Genomic DNA, 17,963 nt, shown 5'->3' with positions numbered 1-17,963 from the left:
TTCCTCTTAAATTAGACTGCAAAAGTATAAAATTAGATTGGTTCTAAAATAGTTTTAACGAAAAAATAAGAGGCTATGGTTACAAATTAATTTGCAATCCATAGCCTCTATATAAACAAACAATGCTGTATTACAGGTTGTACCTTACTTTTAAGGTTACATATCTTGGCTGTATAAAATACTCACTTGTGCTAACAAACAAGGTATTATCACTATCCTGATTTAAAGATTCTGTATTAAAAAGGTTTGTTACTCCTAAAATATACTCCCATTTGCTATCCTTTTTTTGGTAGCCCAATGTTGCATCCATAAAAGAGTATGTATTTAAACTTTCTACCTCGTTTTTATAGTTGTAATAAGAGTAGTCTGCATTAAAAATAAAATCTCTTAAAAAAGTAGCATCTAATTTTATGGTTGGCTGATGTGTAAAGTATTTTATACTAGAGCCATTTGGCTGCTCGTAATTGTTTACGGCTAAATTATAACCAAACTCTATATTTGGCGCGTTTAAAAAACGTGTTCCTAAACTACCTCTGTAAGTAGTTGTAAAAGACTCGTTAATTGCTTGCTCATTATCTACAATTTGGTTAAACTTAGAGTAGTTCATAGTTGCTCCTAAACCTGCTTTTATTTTACCAAAAGTACGCTCAAAAGATCCGTTTGCAGAAAAAGTTTCATCTGCAAAGTTAGAGTTAAACGGAGACGATATTCTGTTAGATGTTTGTATAAACTCATCATCAGAAGTTGCAGGATAATCTGGGTTGGCAAAGTTTAAGAAATCTGATATGTTACGTACTTGATCTACCCTTTTGTTATATGATAATGATGCTCTAATATTGCTAAAATTAAACATATTAAAATTGTTATAACGCAGTGTTAAGTTATGAGACAATGCACTTTCTAAATCTCTGTTACCTTGAAAAAGAGAGTTGTAATTATTCATTACAAAAGAAGATGCAAACTGGTTAACATCAGAAAAACTAGTCATCATTCTGTAATTAAAGTTGATATCCTCGCTCTTTTTAATTTGTAATCTTGTGTTAAAACTTGGCAACAAACGAACAAAATCATCTGTAACAGTAGATCCTAATTGCTCATTTTTTGTTGTATAATTGTGTACAGAAACTGCGGGAGTAAATGTAAATGCACCTACTTTTACTCTATACTCAAAAGCCATATAAATATCTGTAAAGTTGTACTTAACATCATTTTCTACAGAGCTAACAGCATCATCTAACGTAAATTTATTACCGTTATCTAAAATCTGAAAAATTTCTGAATTAAACTTTTGTGTACTTAATAAAGAACCAAGTGTAAATTTTAAATTACTCTTATCTCCTGTAATGTACCAGTAATCTATTTTTGCATCTAGTTTATTGGTCTTTACCATTTTGTCTTGCACAACATCATAACCATCTTGGTTTTGGTCCATACCTAAAACCTCATCTAACCTAAACTGATCACTTTGTGCCAAAGCTGCATTGTAAAAAGGATCTTCTTGTTGTAATAAATATTGTGCTTCTACGGCAAAAATATTTTTTGCATTTAAAGTGTAGTAATAATTAGCGTTCTGATTTATACTATACGGGTCCTGTTTTTGAACTTCATCTATATCACCTGTTAAAGTTGAGTACAAATCTTGCACTTCTTTTTGGCTAGATATTCTACCAAAAATATCATAATCAAAATGATTATCTGCATTAGGTTTGTAACTAGAACTTAACTTTAGCAAAGCCAAATCACTTCTTTGGTTTGTTACACTCTCTGTAAATTCATCTGGAGATGGTTGGCTGCCATCTGCATTAGCTTTGTATTGTCTAAATGTATTTTGCTGCATATCTGTAACGTTACCAGAGTAGATTGCAAAACCACTTAAATCCCAAGTTTTTTTAGGAGAATAACTAAAGTTAGCAGCACCAAACTTAGAGCTTATTTCTTGAGCCCTATTATTTTGTAGTGTTAAAAAGCCCATATCACTAGAACCTACATTAAAACTTGTACCTGTATTTGTGCTACCTCCATTACCAAAACCACCAGTAAACCTAAAATAGTCTCTACGTGTAAATGGTACTTCGCCAATATTATTAAAGTTTGTAATTAAGTTTATACTATAATTAGGGTTGTAATAAAATAATTTAGGGTGCGCAATGTAACGTTCTTCATTACCTACACCTGCTGTGATTTCTCCAAACCAAAAATTCTTTTTACCTTCTTTTAGTTTTATGTTAATTGCGTAATTGTCTTGATTATCTGTTACACCTTTTAACTGTCCAACCTCATTGTAGTTTTTTAAAACCTGTATTTTATCTAAAGCATTTGCAGGTATATTTTTTGATGCCAATTTGCTATCGCCGTCAAAAAAATCTTTACCCTCTACCATTACTTTACCAACAGACTGACCTTCTACTTCAATTTCACCATCGTCATTAACCTCTACTCCTGGTAAATTTTTTAAAAGATCTTCAAGTTTTTTTTCTGTACCTGTAGCAAAAGAATCTGCATTATACTCAATTGTATCTCCCTTAACGTTTACAGGCATCTCATACGTAATTTCTACACCATCTAAACTTTCTGCCTCATCTAACAAAGTAAAATTTCTGTTTATATCTGTTTCTTTAGTTTCTAAAACAATTTCTCTTGTTTTAAAACCTAAATAACTTACCTTAATATTGTATTTAGAATTTTCCTCGACATTCATTTTGTAAATACCTTTTTCATTGGTAATTCCAAAACCATCTAATGCTTTAGTTTCTGCATTAATAGCTACTACGTTAGCCATTTCTAAAGGATTATTAAGACTATCCTTAACAACACCAGTAACAGTAATTTTTTGCGCCTGTACTACTCCGGTTACGGCAATACAAGCCATAACCATAAAAAATTTTATGATTTTTTTCATTATAAATATGTATTAATACTGATGAAATTTAACGACCTCTGCCGCCTGATCCTCTGCGCTGTTGAAAATTCTGCATCATCTCCTGACGCTTTTTTACCATAAGAGCATCAAAATCTTGTTGATTAATGTCTTTTCCTTTGGTTGGAGCTTTAACCTCTACAACATCATCTGCATTCATTACAATTTTAGTACAAACCAATGTAGATCCTTCTTGCTCTATTTCTAAAATTAAACCTGGTAAACCCCAGTATTCTGCAGGACCTTGACTAATAGGAATATCTAATGTATACCAAGCCACAACTGTTTTTTCTGTAGGTATTTTTCGCTGAGACTCTCCTCCTTGCCTACCGCGTCTAAACATTCTGGTCATTGCTCCCATACCGGTAGTATCTATAGGAGTTGTAAGGGTTGCTTTGTATACTGTATAATTACCAATTTTTTTAGTTTCCGAGCCCATTTTCCATTCAGGTTTTTTTAACTCATCTTTTATTAAAAAATTTTTGCTGTACATTTCTACTTGGTTGGTATAGTTTTGCTCTTTAATATTTTTGTAATATTTACCAGTAGAACCTCCACCAACAAAACGCATCCAACCGGGTCCACCACCACCTGGGGCTTCTAATTTTTCGTCTTCTACATAGTAAGACTCTGTTCTGTTAAACGTTAAAATGTATGTTTTTTCCATTGCGCTTTTCATACGCTCCATAATCTCTTTTTTACGAGCCTCTGGCATATCTCTACCTCCAAAGTCTGGAGCCTTAGTTAGCTTTGTTTCATAAATAGCCTTACCCTGAAAATCCTGAGCCGTTACGGTAAAAACCGTAGCAACTAAAGTAAGTGCAACTAAAAAAATGTTCTTCATTTGTATGTGGTTTATATCCTTGTCGGATAGTTAGCTTTCAACAACTTAGACTACCATCTTTTAATATAGTTTAATGGCGAATTGTATTTTTTTTAAAAAAATCGTTTTAGACATACGCACAAGACTTATTTTATCGTTGTAACTTTGTACAAATACAATGGTTTACTACTGGTTTTAAAAAGTATTAGGTTTATTGCCGCAAACATTTTTAGATACTAGTCTTATCTTGTATATTGTGCGACCCCTATATCGGTCTAATAAAAAATAAAACACATACAGAATATGCATATTGCAGTAGCAGGAAACATAGGTGCAGGGAAAACAACTTTAACCAGATTGCTAGCCAAACATTTTAATTGGCAACCAAATTTTGAAGATGTTGTAGACAATCCTTACTTAGATGATTTTTACAACCAAATGGAACGTTGGAGTTTTAATTTGCAGATATACTTTTTAAATAGCAGGTTTAGACAAATTTTACAAATTAGAGAAAGTGGCAAAGACATAATACAGGATAGAACAATATATGAAGATGCCTTTATTTTTGCTCCTAACTTACACGCAATGGGATTATTAACGAACAGAGACTTTGAAAATTACACGAGTCTTTTTGAGTTAATGGAAAGCTTGGTACAACCACCAGATTTACTTATTTATTTAAGGAGTTCTATTCCTAATTTAGTGAACCAAATACATAAAAGAGGTAGAGATTACGAAAACACTATTTCTATTGATTATTTAAGCAGATTAAATGAACGTTATGAAGCTTGGATACACGGTTATGACAAAGGAAATTTATTAATTATTGATGTAGATAATTTAAATTTTGTTGACAATCCTGAAGATTTAGGTTTTGTTATTAATAAAATTGATGCAGAAATAAACGGATTATTTCAACCATAAAAACTAAAAAACCACACCAAAAAGTGTGGTTTTTTTTATGAATTAAATAAAATTCTATATCAGTTTTTGTAATCTAGCCCTACTGTAATAGTTTTATTAGAGTTATTGTCTTTAGATACATTAACCTCCATACCTTCTTTTTCTTTAGCAGCTTTTATTTTTTTTGTAATTTCTTCTACAGTACCATTTACAACCTGTACATTTTTATTTAGTTCTCCGTCTTTTGTAGTTATAGTTGTAATAGTTGCCACAGCCAAATCATTACTAGTTGCATCAATATTTATGGTTACTTCTTTTTTAGTTTGATGTTCCTTAAATACTGTGCTATCCTCTATATGTCCGCCTAAAATAGGAGCTATAACCAAACCTATTAAACACGTTAGTTTTATTAATATATTCATTGATGGGCCAGAAGTATCTTTAAAAGGATCACCAACTGTATCTCCTGTAACCGCAGCTTTATGTGCATCAGAGCCCTTGTATGTCATTTCTCCGTTAATTTCTACTCCTGCTTCAAAAGATTTTTTAGCATTATCCCAAGCACCACCTGCGTTATTTTGAAAAATAGCCCAAAGCACACCACTTACTGTAACGCCTGCCATATAACCTCCAAGCATTTCTGCAATAGCCATATTATTCATACCAAATAGCATAGGAACAAATGCAATAACAAGCGGAAAACCAATAGTTAGCAAACCAGGTAACATCATTTCTTTTAAAGAAGCTTGTGTAGAAATTGCAACACACTTATCGTATTCTGGTTTTCCTGTACCTTCCATAATACCAGGAATATCTTTAAACTGCCTGCGCACCTCTTGCACCATTTCCATTGCAGCCTTACCTACAGCGTTCATAGCCAATGCAGAGAATACTACAGGCACCATACCACCAACAAATAACATTGCTAAAACTGGAGCTTTAAAAATATTAATTCCATCTATACCAGTAAAAGTTACGTAAGCAGCAAATAATGCTAATGATGTTAATGCAGCAGAGGCAATAGCAAAACCTTTACCTGTTGCAGCAGTTGTATTACCAACCGAGTCTAAAATATCTGTACGTTCACGTACAATTGGCTCTTGTTCACTCATTTCTGCTATACCACCAGCATTGTCAGATATTGGTCCAAATGCATCAATAGCCAATTGCATAGCCGTAGTTGCCATCATAGCAGAAGCAGCTAAAGCTACACCATAAAAACCAGCAAAAGCATAAGAGGCCCAAATAGCACCTGCAAATAACAATACAGAAGGAAAAGTAGAAATCATACCAGTTGCCAAACCAGCAATAATATTTGTACCTGCACCTGTACTAGATTGTTGAACAATTTTTAATATTGGCTTTTTACCTAAACCAGTGTAATATTCGGTAACCGACGAAATTACAGCACCAACAACCAAACCAACCAAAGTTGCATAAAAAACACGTATAGATGAGATAGCAATTTTACCTTCTCCAAAAAATTCCATCTGCATTGTTTCTGGTAGCATCCAGGTAACCAATCCAAAACAAGAAGCTGCCACTAAACCTATAGATACCCAGTTTCCTAAATTTAATGCACCCATTACTTGTGCTTCTTTAGCATCGTTAGTCTTTATCTTAACTAGCATAGTACCAATAATAGAAATTAATATACCTGCACCTGCTATAGCCATTGGTAATAAAATTGGGCCAATACCACCAAAGGCATCTTGTATAGAGCCTCCCATATCTTTTATAACATAATTACCCAAAACCATAGCTGCTAAAACGGTAGCAACGTAAGAACCAAATAAATCTGCTCCCATACCGGCAACATCACCAACGTTATCACCTACATTATCTGCAATTGTTGCTGGGTTACGTGGATCATCTTCAGGAATACCAGCTTCTACCTTACCTACCAAATCTGCCCCCACATCTGCGGCCTTTGTATAAATACCTCCTCCTACTCTAGCAAATAAAGCTATAGATTCTGCTCCTAGGGAAAAACCCGCCAATGTTTCTAAAACTATAGTCATATCACCAACATTTGTCCATCCGTTAGGCATAAAAACGTATTGGTAAAAAATTATAAAAAAAGCTGTTAACCCTAATACTGCTAAACCTGCAACACCAAGCCCCATTACAGTTCCTCCGCCAAAAGATATTTTTAGAGCATTTGGCAAACTAGTACGTGCTGCTTGGGTAGTTCTAACATTTGTTTTGGTTGCAATTTTCATTCCTATATTACCAGCAAAAGCAGAGAATATAGCTCCAAAAATAAACGCAACTACAATTAACCAATGAGTTGTGGGCACTACTATAGATACTATTGCAAGTAAAACACTTACAATTACTACAAATATTGCCAAGAGCTTATATTCTGCATTTAAAAATGCCAAAGCTCCTTCGTAAATGTGATCTGAAATTTCTTTCATTTTACCATCACCAGCGTCTTGTTTCATTACCCAAGTCTGTTTTATAACCATATAAACCAGTCCTAGTACCGCCATTATAATTGGCGCATAAATAATCATTGACTCCATATTTTATAATTGTTTAATTATTAACCTAGTAAATGTAAGAAAATGAAACTTAACAAAAAAACCCTCTCATATTTATCATATAAGAGGGTTTTTAGGTTATTTATTGATGATTTCTTATTTTAAATCTTAAAAGCATTTTTAGATTTAAATTCACTCTCATCGTATCTTTCTATACATTTATTCAAGATTTCGTAAGCTTCTTTGGCATCTCCCCAACCACCAACGTCTACTTTTTTCTTTTCTAAATCTTTGTACACCTGAAAGAAATGTTCAATTTCTTTAATTTGGTGAGGATTCATATCTGATAAATCGTTTAATATGTTCCAGATTGGATCTGATACAGGAACACAGATAATTTTTTCATCTGGACCTTTTTCGTCTGCCATATGAAAAACCCCAATTGGCTTTACCTCTACAACACACATTGGAAAAGTTGGTTCACCTCCTAAAACTAAAACATCTAATGGATCACCATCTAATGCTAAAGTTTCTGGTATAAAACCATAATCTGCAGGATACATCATTGAAGAAAATAACATTCTATCAAAACGTATCTTTTTTAAATCAAAATCGTATTCGTACTTATTTCTACTTCCTTTTGGAATCTCTATTAATACATCAAAAGATGTTTTACCGTGTTTAGTCATTCTTATTATTAATTATTGTACAAAAATAGTGTAATCTATAGTAACAAAAAGTATTTTTTAGTTTAATTTATTGATAGCATTATATTAAAAATTAAATCCAAAAGAACCTGTAACACTAAAAGGGCGTGCATTTGGGTTATCAAAATAGTTACCTCTAAAATTAAAGTCAACGCGTAATATTTTAAAAATATTGCCTATCCCAAAAGAATATTCCCAATACATCTCATCAGATGGCGCCATTAACGGAATATTAGTTGGAGCATTTAAAGCAATATTTTCTGATGAAAGCTCTCCCCAAACACCTCTTAATCCTACAATTTCTCTTAAATTAAGCTTTCTCATAAACGGTATACGAGAAAACAGCCTACCATTAAAATTATGTTCTAAATGCACAGATGCGTATGTATCTGTTACAAATTCATAAAAATCTAAATTTGGGAATGTGTTATATATTGAAAATAGCGTTTGGTTACCCGGTATTACATTAAGTAACCCCAAAGGTACCTCGCCAAAAGTTTTACCTATTTCTACAGTACTATACAACCTGCCAAAACCGCCAATTTGCCAAGGTTGGCCGTAAGAAAACTGAATCTTATCATAATCAAAATCACTCTCCATAGGTCCTTTAAACCCTTTAGAATAATTAAATAGTAATGTACTATACTCGTCATTTATACTTTTACGTTCTACGCCGTAACCAATTGTACGTTTACCTGGTGTATAAATTAAGGTTGTGGTAAAGTCTAACTGCTTAATTTGTGACGAGATCCCTGTTGGAGACTCTGCATCTACATAATCTAAACTAAACGCATTTGGTAAGGCAGAACTTAATTTCCTGTATGAGTTACCAACGCGTAGTCTTACATTATTAACGGGTTCTACCTCTATACTAAACGCAGACAAATCTATATTTGTTAACCTGTCATTAGAACCTACAGTAAATACAGATGAGGAAGCAATACTCCTGCCTAAAACATCATTAGTTGCAGTTAAACTTAAACCTAATTGTTCTATATCTTGCCTGTGTCCTCCAGAAACTATTAACCTACTTTTTTTATCTATTAACCATTTTGCAGAAATACCGTGTTTTACTTTATCGTCATCAAAACCATAGGCCAAATAACCTTCTACACGCCACGGATCATTTTGCCCAAAATAAGTCCTTGCCCCTGCACGCACACGCACACCTTCTGCGTCATTATAACCAAAAACGCTATAAACGTCTCCAATATCCAAATTCCACTTATCTATTTCTACATAACCAGAACCCAAAATACTTACTATGTTATAGTAACTTTTAAACTTAGGTACGGTTTTTAATGTGTCTAAAAGTTCGTATACACCTTTTTCGTCCTTATTTAAACGCTCCAACCTATTTTCTGCCCAAAAATTATCATCCCTACTAAATGCTTCCGGACTGTACTCATCTACACTTTGCTTGTAAAACTTTTTATCCTTTGGAATATCAAACTTATAATTATTGTAGATAGTTGTACGCTTACCATATATACCTTTAGAGTTTTCTTTTTTGTTAAGGCTAAAATCACTTAGCATATAATCTCTTTTCAATAGAAAAACAGAATCGTTAACTACATCAAACTCCTGCTCTATATAAATCTCTTTAACCCAGTTAATGTTTGCACTTTTTGTAACCTCAAGATTAATTTTTTTAATAGCATAAGTAGAATCGTTTACCCAAAAATCTCCTTTAAAAGTAAGCTCATTTTTACGTCTTGGGTAATAAATAATATTGTAGCACCACTTGTTATCTATAAAAGCACTATCTGCTAAGGCATAATTGTAAACATCTACACCTGTTTTAGAAAGCGGACTTGTAAAACTCTTATCAAAAAATTTTAAATAGTTATTGTAAATATCGTAGTCTGAGTACAAATCTTCTACAAAAGCTGTTATTGCTTGGTTATTAGAAAAACCCGAGTTTTTACTCCCTTGTAATTTTTCTTTTTTAACACCTAAAACATTATCACCATTAACTTTATGAAATGTTTCGTTTAAAAATATAGGTAAGTACGTTTTTCCTGTTACTCTAGAGGTGTCTAAATCATTAAAAACAAACTCTAAACCTCTAAACATTTTACTCTTAATTAAAGCACTGTCTATGGTATTAAGGTCAAACTCTACTTTCTCATATTTATCATATTCGTATTGTTTATACTTACGTAATCCATTTTCTCTTTTTTTTGCCCATATTTTTTTAAGAATATCTATTGCTGGGTTATTTTTTTTTGAGAGTTTTCCTGAAAAAATAACTACTTCATCTAATTGTTCTCCAGACTCTTTTAAAACAGCTTCTATTTTATAGGTAACTTTTGCTGTAAGCGGTATATCTAAAGTTTCATAGCCTACAAAAGATATTTGTAAAACCGAATGGTTATTGTCTGACTCCATATAAAAGCGACCATCATCGTTTGTAATGGTACCTTCTGTGGAATTTTTAAATAGTACATTGGCAAATGCTACGGGTTCACCAAATTCATCTAAAACAACTCCACTTACTTTTGTTTGCGCATAATTTAAAGCGTAAACAAAACAAAACAGAACAAAAAAGAATTTTTTTATCATAACTAACTCTTAAAAGCAACCCTACACTAAAGTCTTTAAAAAAAGAAAAAAGCCTTGCCGTAACAGACAAAGCTTTAGTTCTTTAGCAAAACTAAAATTTTACTTATACATAACCTTTTTAACCGCTTTAATAACGTCTTTATGATTAGGTAACCATTCTTCTAATAAAACAGGCGAATAAGGAGCAGGTGTATCTGCTGTATTAATTCTTTCTACAGGTGCATCTAAATAATCAAATGCATTAGACTGTATATGGTATGTAATTTCTGTAGCAACGTTACCAAAAGGCCATGCTTCTTCTAACACTACTAATCTGTTTGTTTTTTTAACAGAATTTAAAACTGTATCATAATCTAAAGGTTTTACAGTTCTTAAATCTATAATTTCACAGCTTATACCTTCTTTAGCTAGTTCATCTGCAGCAGTGTATGCTTCTTTTATAATTTTACCAAAAGAAACTATGGTAACATCTGTACCTTCTCTTTTAATATCAGCAACACCTAAAGGCAATGTATACTCACCTTCTGGAACTTCACCTTTGTCTCCATACATTTGCTCAGACTCCATAAAAATTACTGGATCATCATCTTGTATAGCTGCCTTTAATAAACCTTTTGCATCCATAGGGTTAGACGGCACAACAACTTTTAAACCAGGACAATTTGCATACCAGCTCTCAAAAGCTTGTGAGTGTGTAGCTGCTAACTGACCTGCAGAAGCAGTAGGCCCACGAAAAACAATAGGACAATTAAATTGCCCACCAGACATTTGTCTAATTTTTGCCGCGTTGTTAATAATTTGGTCTATACCAACTAAAGAAAAGTTAAATGTCATAAACTCAACTATAGGTCTATTTCCGTTCATTGCAGAACCAATAGCAATACCAGCAAAGCCTAATTCAGAAATTGGAGTATCTATTACTCTTTTTGCACCAAATTCATCTAACATACCTTTAGATGCTTTGTAAGCACCATTATACTCAGCTACTTCTTCACCCATCAAATAGATAGATTCATCTTTTCGCATCTCTTCAGACATAGCCTCAGCAATAGCCTCTCTAAACTGTAATGTTTTCATTTATGTGGAATAAATTATTATAATCGATAAAAACGCTAGCAAAAATAGGAAATAATCTTTCAATTACAGTTAACATACTGGCAAAAAAACGATAAAATTTATTATGCATGCATAGTAAATTAGAAATTTTATTGGTATCTTAGCCAAGTTATTATAAAATTGATAAAAGATGAAAATATTAGTCTGCATAAGTAACGTACCAGACACTACTTCTAAAATTAACTTTACAGAAGGAGATACTAAGTTTGATACAAACGGTGTACAATTTGTAATTAATCCAAATGATGAATTTGGTCTTACAAGAGCAATGTGGTTTAAAGAAAAACAAGGAGCAACTGTACATGTTGTGAATGTTGGTACCGCAACAACAGAACCTACAATAAGAAAAGCATTAGCAATTGGTGCTGATGAAGCAATACGTGTTAACGCAGAACCTACTGATGGTTTTTTTGTAGCACAACAATTAGCCGAAGTAATTAAAAACGGAAGTTATGACCTAGTAATTGCTGGTCGTGAGTCTATTGACTACAACGGTGGTATGGTACCAGGTATGATTGCTACCTTATTAGACATGAACTTTGTAAACACTTGTACTGGTTTAGAAATTGATGGTGATACTGTTACCGCAACTAGAGAAATAGATGGTGGTAAAGAAAAAATTAGCACTTCATTACCTTTAGTTATTGGAGGTCAAAAAGGGTTAGTAGAAGAAAGTGATTTAAGAATACCTAACATGAGAGGTATAATGATGGCTCGTAAAAAAGCATTAACTGTAGTAGAACCAACTGGTGCAGAAAGCGCAACAAATGACGTTAGTTTTGACAAACCTGCTGCAAAAGGGGCTGTTAAACTAGTTGATGCAGATAACATAGACGAGTTAATTAACTTATTACATAACGAAGCAAAAGCAATCTAATTATGTCAGTTTTAGTATATACAGAATCAGAAAACGGAAAATTTAAAAAGAGTGCTTTTGAAGTAGCTTCTTACGCTTATGCAGTAGCACAACAATTAGGCACAACTGTTACCGCTGTGTCTTTTAACGCAGATAACAATGATAGCCTAGGTAACTACGGTGTTACTAAAGTGTTAAATATTAGCAATGACACTCTAAAAACTTTTAATGCAAAGGCGTATGCACACGCATTAACCGAGGCAGCAGAGAAAGAAACAGCTAAGGTTGTTATTATTGGCTCTAGTACAGATAGTAAATTTTTAGCTCCTATAGTAGCCGCAAAATTAAAAGCTGGCTACACACCAAATGTGGTAGAAGCACCAGAAAGTACTTCTCCTTTAAAAGTAAAAAGAACAGTATTTAGCAACAAAGGTTTTGCACACACAACTATAGACACAGATGTTAAAGTTATAGGTGTATCTAATAATGCTTTTGGAGCTAAAGAAAATACGACTTCTGCAAGTGTAGAAGATTTTTCTCCTGCAATTACTGATGCAGACTTTTCTACAAAATCTATAGAAATAGACAAAGTAGTTGGTAAAGCTACTATTGCAGACGCAGATGTAGTTGTATCTGGTGGTAGAGGTTTAAAAGGTCCAGAAAACTGGGGAATGATAGAAGAATTAGCAGATGTACTTGGTGCTGCAACAGCTTGTTCTAAACCAGTATCAGATTTAGGATGGAGACCTCACAGCGAGCACGTAGGACAAACAGGTAAACCTGTAGCAAGTAATTTATACATTGCTATTGGTATTTCTGGAGCTATACAACACCTAGCTGGTATTAGCGCCTCTAAAGTAAAAGTTGTTATAAATACAGACCCAGAAGCTCCTTTCTTTAAGGCTGCAGATTACGGTATTGTTGGTGACGCTTTTGAGGTGGTTCCTACCTTAATTGAAAAATTAAAAGAATTTAAAGCCCAAAACGCTTAATTTTTTATAAATTGTGCCCATACTAAAGGGCTGTTTAAATACAAGGTAAAACCCTTTTATTTAAACAGCCCTTAGTAATTTTAAAAGTTTATATGAGTTTAGTACGATTAAAAATAAAAGGAATTTCTTATAGCCAAACGCAAAATGGCGCCTACGCACTTATACTTAATGAGGTTGAGGGCGATAGAAAACTACCTATTGTTATTGGTGCTTTTGAAGCACAATCTATTGCTATTGCACTAGAAAAAGAAATTAAGCCACCAAGACCACTAACCCACGATCTTTTTAAAAATTTTGCAGATAGATTTGCCATTGTTATTAAACAAGTAATTATACACAAGTTAGTAGATGGTGTTTTTTACTCTAGCATTATTTGCGAAAGAGATATGGTAGAGGAGATTATTGACGCCAGAACTAGCGATGCAATTGCATTAGCACTCCGTTTTGACGCACCTATATTTACGTACAAAACCATTCTGGATAAAGCTGGTATTTTCTTAAAATTTTCATCTAAAGAAGAAGATGAGGACAAGGACAAAGATGATAGTATAATGGTTGATGAAATTCTACAAGAAAGCGAAACCGTAGAAATAGAATCTAACCCTTCTGATGCTTACAGAGAATTAAATTTAAGTGAGCTTCACGAAGAACTTAACAAGGCAGTTGCCAATGAAGATTATGAAAAAGCTGCCAAACTACGGGATGAAATCTCAAAAAGAAAATAACACTTACACAAAATTTATTATGAAAAAAAGTTGCTGGATTTTCCTCATTGCTTTTTTTGCTATACTCCCATCAATAGCTCAGGATTCAATACCTGCTCAAGTAGCTACACAAGCTATTGAAACAACAACAAACAATATTACCAACCCAATTATAGATAATGAAGGTTTTACACTAAATAGCCTCATAAGAGGGTTATTAGGTATGGTTGTTTTAATACTTATAGCCTTTTTGTTTAGCGCTAATCGTAAAGCAATTAATTGGAAGACTGTTGGTATTGGTTTAGGCTTACAACTTATAATTGCTATTGGTGTATTGAAAGTAAATTTTATAGCTACGGTTTTTGACAAAATAGGCCAAGTATTTGTAAGCATCCTAGAATTTACAACCAAAGGAAGTAAGTTTTTATTTGAGGGATTGGTCACAGATATGGACAAATTTGGATTCATATTTGCTTTTCAAGTTTTACCAACTATTATATTCTTTTCTGCGCTAACTTCTGTATTGTTTTACTTAGGAATAATACAAAAAGTAGTAAAAGCGCTAGCCTGGTTACTGTCCAAAACCCTTGGTATTTCTGGCGCAGAAAGTTTATCTGTAGCTGGTAATATATTTTTAGGACAGACTGAAGCTCCACTACTAATAAAAGCTTATTTAGAAAAAATGAATAAGTCTGAAATATTATTAGTTATGGTTGGTGGTATGGCTACAGTTGCTGGTGCAGTTTTAGCAGCTTACATTGGTTTTCTAGGCGGAAGTGATGAAGTTTTAAGACTACTTTTTGCCAAGCACTTACTAGCTGCCTCTGTAATGGCAGCACCTGGTGCAATCGTAATTTCCAAAATATTGTATCCACAAACAGAAGTAGTAGACACAGACGTACACGTTTCTCAAGATAAAATAGGCGCTAACATATTAGATGCCATTGCCAACGGAACAACAGAAGGCCTAAAGTTAGCTGTAAATGTAGGAGCAATGCTTTTAGTATTTGTTGCATTAATAGCAATGATTAATGGTATTTTAGGTGGCGCTGCAAGTTTTGATGGTTTTACTATTGACTCTTTAAACATATCTTGGCATTTTACATCTCTTAATACAATAATTGACAACAACCACGACCAATATGACAGCCTGTCATTAGAATTTATTTTAGGATACATTTTTGCCCCATTAATGTGGCTAATAGGTGTAGCAAAAGAAGACATTATGCTAATGGGTCAATTATTAGGTGTTAAATTGGCTGCTAGCGAATTTATTGGCTACACACAACTTGCCGCTCTTAAAAACGCCGCAAACGACACACATTTTACCTATAATAAATCTATTTTAATGGCCACATATATGCTTTGCGGGTTTGCAAACTTTGCTTCTATTGGCATACAAATTGGCGGGATTGGATCTTTAGCTCCAAAACAAAGAAAAACATTATCAGAATTAGGACTTAAAGCTGTTTTAGGCGGTTCTATAGCCTCTTTACTTTCGGCAACAATTGCAGGTATGATATTAGGTTAAAATCAACCTAAAACACAATAAATTCACAAGTTAATTAATAAGTTTTGGATATATGATTAAATCATTATTCAGAACTTATTATACTATTAGTTATTATTTAATTACTTATTTTTACATAAGACTAAACAATTTCTGTTTGCATTAAACAGAAGAAAGATGCTGCTTTAAAATGAAACAATATCACGACTTACTTAAACACGTATTAGAGACCGGCAACCAAAAAAGTGACCGTACTGGAACAGGCACAATTAGTGTTTTTGGACACCAAATGCGTTTTGACCTTAGCAAAGGTTTTCCTATGGTAACCACAAAAAAGCTGCATTTAAAATCTATTATTTATGAGTTACTTTGGTTTTTAAAGGGAGACACCAATATAGCCTACCTACAAGAAAATGGAGTAAGAATTTGGAACGAGTGGGCTGATGAAAACGGAGATTTAGGTCCTGTTTACGGGCACCAATGGCGTAATTGGAATAGTGAAGACATAGACCAAATAAAAGAAGTTATTGAAACACTAAAAAACAATCCTAACAGCAGAAGAATGCTAGTTACAGCTTGGAATCCTAGTGTTTTACCAGACACCTCTGTTTCTTTTTCTGAAAATGTAGCAAATGGCAAAGCAGCATTACCCCCTTGTCACGCATTTTTTCAGTTTTATGTGGCAGATGGTAAATTATCTTGCCAATTGTACCAAAGAAGCGCAGATATCTTTTTAGGCGTACCATTTAATATTGCATCTTATGCATTATTTACTATGATGATGGCGCAAGTTTGCGGTTATGAAGCAGGAGACTTTATTCACACTTTTGGAGATGCACACATTTACAACAATCATTTAGATCAAGTAGAATTGCAGTTAAGTAGAGAACCTAGGCAATTACCTGTAATGAAATTAAACCCAGAAGTAAAAAATATTTTTGATTTTACTTTTGATGATTTTGTATTAGAAGGTTATGACCCACACCCACACATTAAAGGAAAAGTAGCTATATAATTTTATAAATTACAAGTTGTGCAAAAAATAATAGCCATTGCAGCTGCTGCAGAAAATAATGCCCTAGGAAAAGACAATGATTTGCTTTGGCATTTGCCAGATGATTTTAAACGCTTTAAAAAACTTACTACAGGCAACCCAATTGTTATGGGGAGAAAAACTTTTGAAAGTTTTCCTAAACCATTACCAAACAGAAAGCACATTGTAATTACAAGGGACAAAAGCTACACTATAAATTATAATAATTGTGTGGTTGTACACTCTTTAGAAGATGCTTTAAAAATTACCAAAGATAACGAGCTAGTTTACATAATTGGAGGTGGTGAAATTTACAAATTAGCGTTAGAATACACACATAAAATTGAACTTACAAGAGTACATACAGAGTTTGATGCCGATACATTTTTTCCTGAATTAAATAAAAATAATTGGGAAGTGGTTTTTGAAGAATACCACCCAAAAGATGAAAAACACAAATTAGATTTTACATATTTAACATATGTACGCAAATGCTAATTGGATTTTTAAAAGTCTAAATAAACAACATTAATAGTCGACTTTACTTCTGTCAAAAATGACTTTAAGATAGGTACATCTGCGTTTGTATAAAACCTATGAGAGCTTTTATTGTTTAGTGTATTTAACAAACTATTCTTTGTTAAAACCGCTTTAGTTTGCCTAGCCACTGCCTCACCAGAATCTATAATATTTACGTGCTTTGGAAGCAACTCTTTTAAAACAGGCACTAAATAAGGGTAATGTGTACAACCCAAAACAAGATAATCTATATTATGCGCTAGCATTGGAGCCAAAAAAGTTTTTAATAAGGTTTTTGTTTCCTTAGAAGAAGCCTTACCAGCTTCTATTAAAGGAACCAATCCCTTACCTTCTTTTTCAATTATTTTAATGCCTTCTGCGTGACTTTTAACGGTACTATGAAACAAACTACTAGACAACGTACCTTTAGTTGCCAATACGCCTACAGTTTTAGAATTAGACTGTAAAACAGCTGGTTTTATTGCAGGCTCAATACCAATAAAAGAAACATCAGCATACGTATTCCTTAAATACTTAATTGCATTAGTAGTTGCCGTGTTACAAGCCACTACAATTAACTTACAGTTATAACTTAGTAGAAGCTCTGTATTTTTAACACTTAATTGAATAATTTCCTCAGTAGATTTTTCTCCATAAGGAGCATTAGCACTATCCGCCAGGTAAATCGTATTTTCTAACGGAAGTAATTTATGAATTTCCTTCCAAATAGACGTACCACCAACTCCCGAATCAAAAACACCAATAGGATTGCTTTGCATTTAACTATAAAATTTATAAACTTAAATATAACACAAATAAACAAAAAAGGCTG

Annotated in this window: 14 protein-coding genes; 7 read left to right on the top strand and 7 right to left on the bottom strand. The window is 33.2% G+C overall.

The features are described from left to right. Nucleotides 1–130: 130 nt before the first annotated feature. Together BFJ87_RS07345 and BFJ87_RS07340 are read right to left on the bottom strand one after the other, a co-directional pair. Nucleotides 131–2,899 carry a carboxypeptidase-like regulatory domain-containing protein gene (locus tag BFJ87_RS07345; protein ID WP_077402098.1) on the bottom strand — a complete coding sequence of 923 codons (2,769 nt, stop codon included), beginning with the start codon at nucleotides 2,897–2,899 and terminating at the stop codon, nucleotides 131–133. Between the two features lie 28 nt (nucleotides 2,900–2,927). After that, complete coding sequence (locus tag BFJ87_RS07340; RefSeq protein ID WP_077402095.1) at nucleotides 2,928–3,761, bottom strand: GLPGLI family protein; 834 nt, start codon at nucleotides 3,759–3,761, stop codon at nucleotides 2,928–2,930. Nucleotides 3,762–4,043: 282 nt separating this feature from the next. On the opposite strand from BFJ87_RS07340, the gene BFJ87_RS07335 reads away from it, so the two are divergent. Then, a complete protein-coding gene (locus BFJ87_RS07335; protein WP_077402092.1) occupies nucleotides 4,044–4,664 on the top strand; it encodes a deoxynucleoside kinase in 621 nt (206 codons plus the stop codon). A gap of 59 nt (nucleotides 4,665–4,723) precedes the next feature. On the opposite strand, the gene BFJ87_RS07330 is transcribed toward BFJ87_RS07335, so the two are convergent. The 4 genes from BFJ87_RS07330 to BFJ87_RS07315 form a co-directional block, all read right to left on the bottom strand. Beyond that, nucleotides 4,724–7,171, bottom strand: a complete 2,448-nt coding sequence (locus BFJ87_RS07330; protein WP_077402089.1) for a sodium-translocating pyrophosphatase — start codon at nucleotides 7,169–7,171, stop codon at nucleotides 4,724–4,726. Nucleotides 7,172–7,290: 119 nt separating this feature from the next. Continuing rightward, nucleotides 7,291–7,818, bottom strand: coding sequence for an inorganic diphosphatase (locus tag BFJ87_RS07325; RefSeq protein ID WP_077402086.1), 528 nt, complete (start codon nucleotides 7,816–7,818; stop codon nucleotides 7,291–7,293). 84 nt (nucleotides 7,819–7,902) lie between these two features. Then, complete coding sequence (locus tag BFJ87_RS07320; protein WP_077402083.1) at nucleotides 7,903–10,401, bottom strand: DUF5686 family protein; 2,499 nt, start codon at nucleotides 10,399–10,401, stop codon at nucleotides 7,903–7,905. 99 nt (nucleotides 10,402–10,500) lie between these two features. Next, a complete protein-coding gene (locus BFJ87_RS07315) occupies nucleotides 10,501–11,478 on the bottom strand; it encodes a pyruvate dehydrogenase complex E1 component subunit beta (protein WP_077402080.1) in 978 nt (325 codons plus the stop codon). Between the two features lie 169 nt (nucleotides 11,479–11,647). Here BFJ87_RS07315 and BFJ87_RS07310 point away from each other — a divergent pair, with 169 nt between their 5' ends. The 6 genes from BFJ87_RS07310 (at nucleotide 11,648) to BFJ87_RS07285 (ending at nucleotide 17,110) form a co-directional block, all read left to right on the top strand. Continuing rightward, nucleotides 11,648–12,394 (top strand): electron transfer flavoprotein subunit beta/FixA family protein, encoded by a 747-nt coding sequence (locus tag BFJ87_RS07310; RefSeq protein WP_075695114.1) that lies wholly within the window; start codon nucleotides 11,648–11,650, stop codon nucleotides 12,392–12,394. Between the two features lie 2 nt (nucleotides 12,395–12,396). Beyond that, on the top strand, nucleotides 12,397–13,365 hold the full coding sequence (locus BFJ87_RS07305) for an electron transfer flavoprotein subunit alpha/FixB family protein (protein ID WP_077402077.1): 969 nt from the start codon (nucleotides 12,397–12,399) through the stop codon (nucleotides 13,363–13,365). 92 nt (nucleotides 13,366–13,457) lie between these two features. Further along, nucleotides 13,458–14,090, top strand: a complete 633-nt coding sequence (locus BFJ87_RS07300) for a bifunctional nuclease family protein (protein WP_075695112.1) — start codon at nucleotides 13,458–13,460, stop codon at nucleotides 14,088–14,090. Between the two features lie 19 nt (nucleotides 14,091–14,109). After that, the gene (locus BFJ87_RS07295; protein WP_077402255.1) at nucleotides 14,110–15,600 is read left to right on the top strand and encodes a NupC/NupG family nucleoside CNT transporter; all 1,491 of its coding nucleotides are present in this window, start codon (nucleotides 14,110–14,112) and stop codon (nucleotides 15,598–15,600) included. Nucleotides 15,601–15,769: 169 nt separating this feature from the next. Next, nucleotides 15,770–16,594: a thymidylate synthase gene (locus tag BFJ87_RS07290; RefSeq protein WP_077402074.1), complete on the top strand. Its 825-nt coding sequence runs from the start codon at nucleotides 15,770–15,772 to the stop codon at nucleotides 16,592–16,594. Between the two features lie 18 nt (nucleotides 16,595–16,612). Then, complete coding sequence (locus BFJ87_RS07285; protein ID WP_077402071.1) at nucleotides 16,613–17,110, top strand: dihydrofolate reductase; 498 nt, start codon at nucleotides 16,613–16,615, stop codon at nucleotides 17,108–17,110. 8 nt (nucleotides 17,111–17,118) lie between these two features. Here BFJ87_RS07285 and murI read toward each other — a convergent pair whose 3' ends face one another. Further along, the gene (gene murI / locus BFJ87_RS07280) at nucleotides 17,119–17,910 is read right to left on the bottom strand and encodes a glutamate racemase (RefSeq protein WP_077402068.1); all 792 of its coding nucleotides are present in this window, start codon (nucleotides 17,908–17,910) and stop codon (nucleotides 17,119–17,121) included. Nucleotides 17,911–17,963 lie beyond the last annotated feature (53 nt).

The sequence above is a fragment of the Cellulophaga omnivescoria genome, assembly GCF_001999725.1.
Classification (GTDB): domain Bacteria; phylum Bacteroidota; class Bacteroidia; order Flavobacteriales; family Flavobacteriaceae; genus Cellulophaga; species Cellulophaga omnivescoria.
This window is presented reverse-complemented; position numbering and strand designations above follow the sequence as displayed.

Bases quoted from the DNA above. Each gene is read 5' to 3' on its own strand.
- murI (WP_077402068.1), bottom strand. From the start codon at position 17,910: ATGCAAAGCAATCCTATTGGTGTTTTTGATTCGGGAGTTGGTGGTACG.
- BFJ87_RS07330 (WP_077402089.1), bottom strand. From the start codon at position 7,171: ATGGAGTCAATGATTATTTATGCGCCAATTATAATGGCGGTACTAGGA.
- BFJ87_RS07290 (WP_077402074.1), top strand. From the start codon at position 15,770: ATGAAACAATATCACGACTTACTTAAACACGTATTAGAGACCGGCAAC.
- BFJ87_RS07300 (WP_075695112.1), top strand. From the start codon at position 13,458: ATGAGTTTAGTACGATTAAAAATAAAAGGAATTTCTTATAGCCAAACG.
- BFJ87_RS07335 (WP_077402092.1), top strand. From the start codon at position 4,044: ATGCATATTGCAGTAGCAGGAAACATAGGTGCAGGGAAAACAACTTTA.
- BFJ87_RS07340 (WP_077402095.1), bottom strand. From the start codon at position 3,761: ATGAAGAACATTTTTTTAGTTGCACTTACTTTAGTTGCTACGGTTTTT.
- BFJ87_RS07315 (WP_077402080.1), bottom strand. From the start codon at position 11,478: ATGAAAACATTACAGTTTAGAGAGGCTATTGCTGAGGCTATGTCTGAA.
- BFJ87_RS07310 (WP_075695114.1), top strand. From the start codon at position 11,648: ATGAAAATATTAGTCTGCATAAGTAACGTACCAGACACTACTTCTAAA.
- BFJ87_RS07305 (WP_077402077.1), top strand. From the start codon at position 12,397: ATGTCAGTTTTAGTATATACAGAATCAGAAAACGGAAAATTTAAAAAG.
- BFJ87_RS07345 (WP_077402098.1), bottom strand. From the start codon at position 2,899: ATGAAAAAAATCATAAAATTTTTTATGGTTATGGCTTGTATTGCCGTA.
- BFJ87_RS07295 (WP_077402255.1), top strand. From the start codon at position 14,110: ATGAAAAAAAGTTGCTGGATTTTCCTCATTGCTTTTTTTGCTATACTC.
- BFJ87_RS07325 (WP_077402086.1), bottom strand. From the start codon at position 7,818: ATGACTAAACACGGTAAAACATCTTTTGATGTATTAATAGAGATTCCA.
- BFJ87_RS07320 (WP_077402083.1), bottom strand. From the start codon at position 10,401: ATGATAAAAAAATTCTTTTTTGTTCTGTTTTGTTTTGTTTACGCTTTA.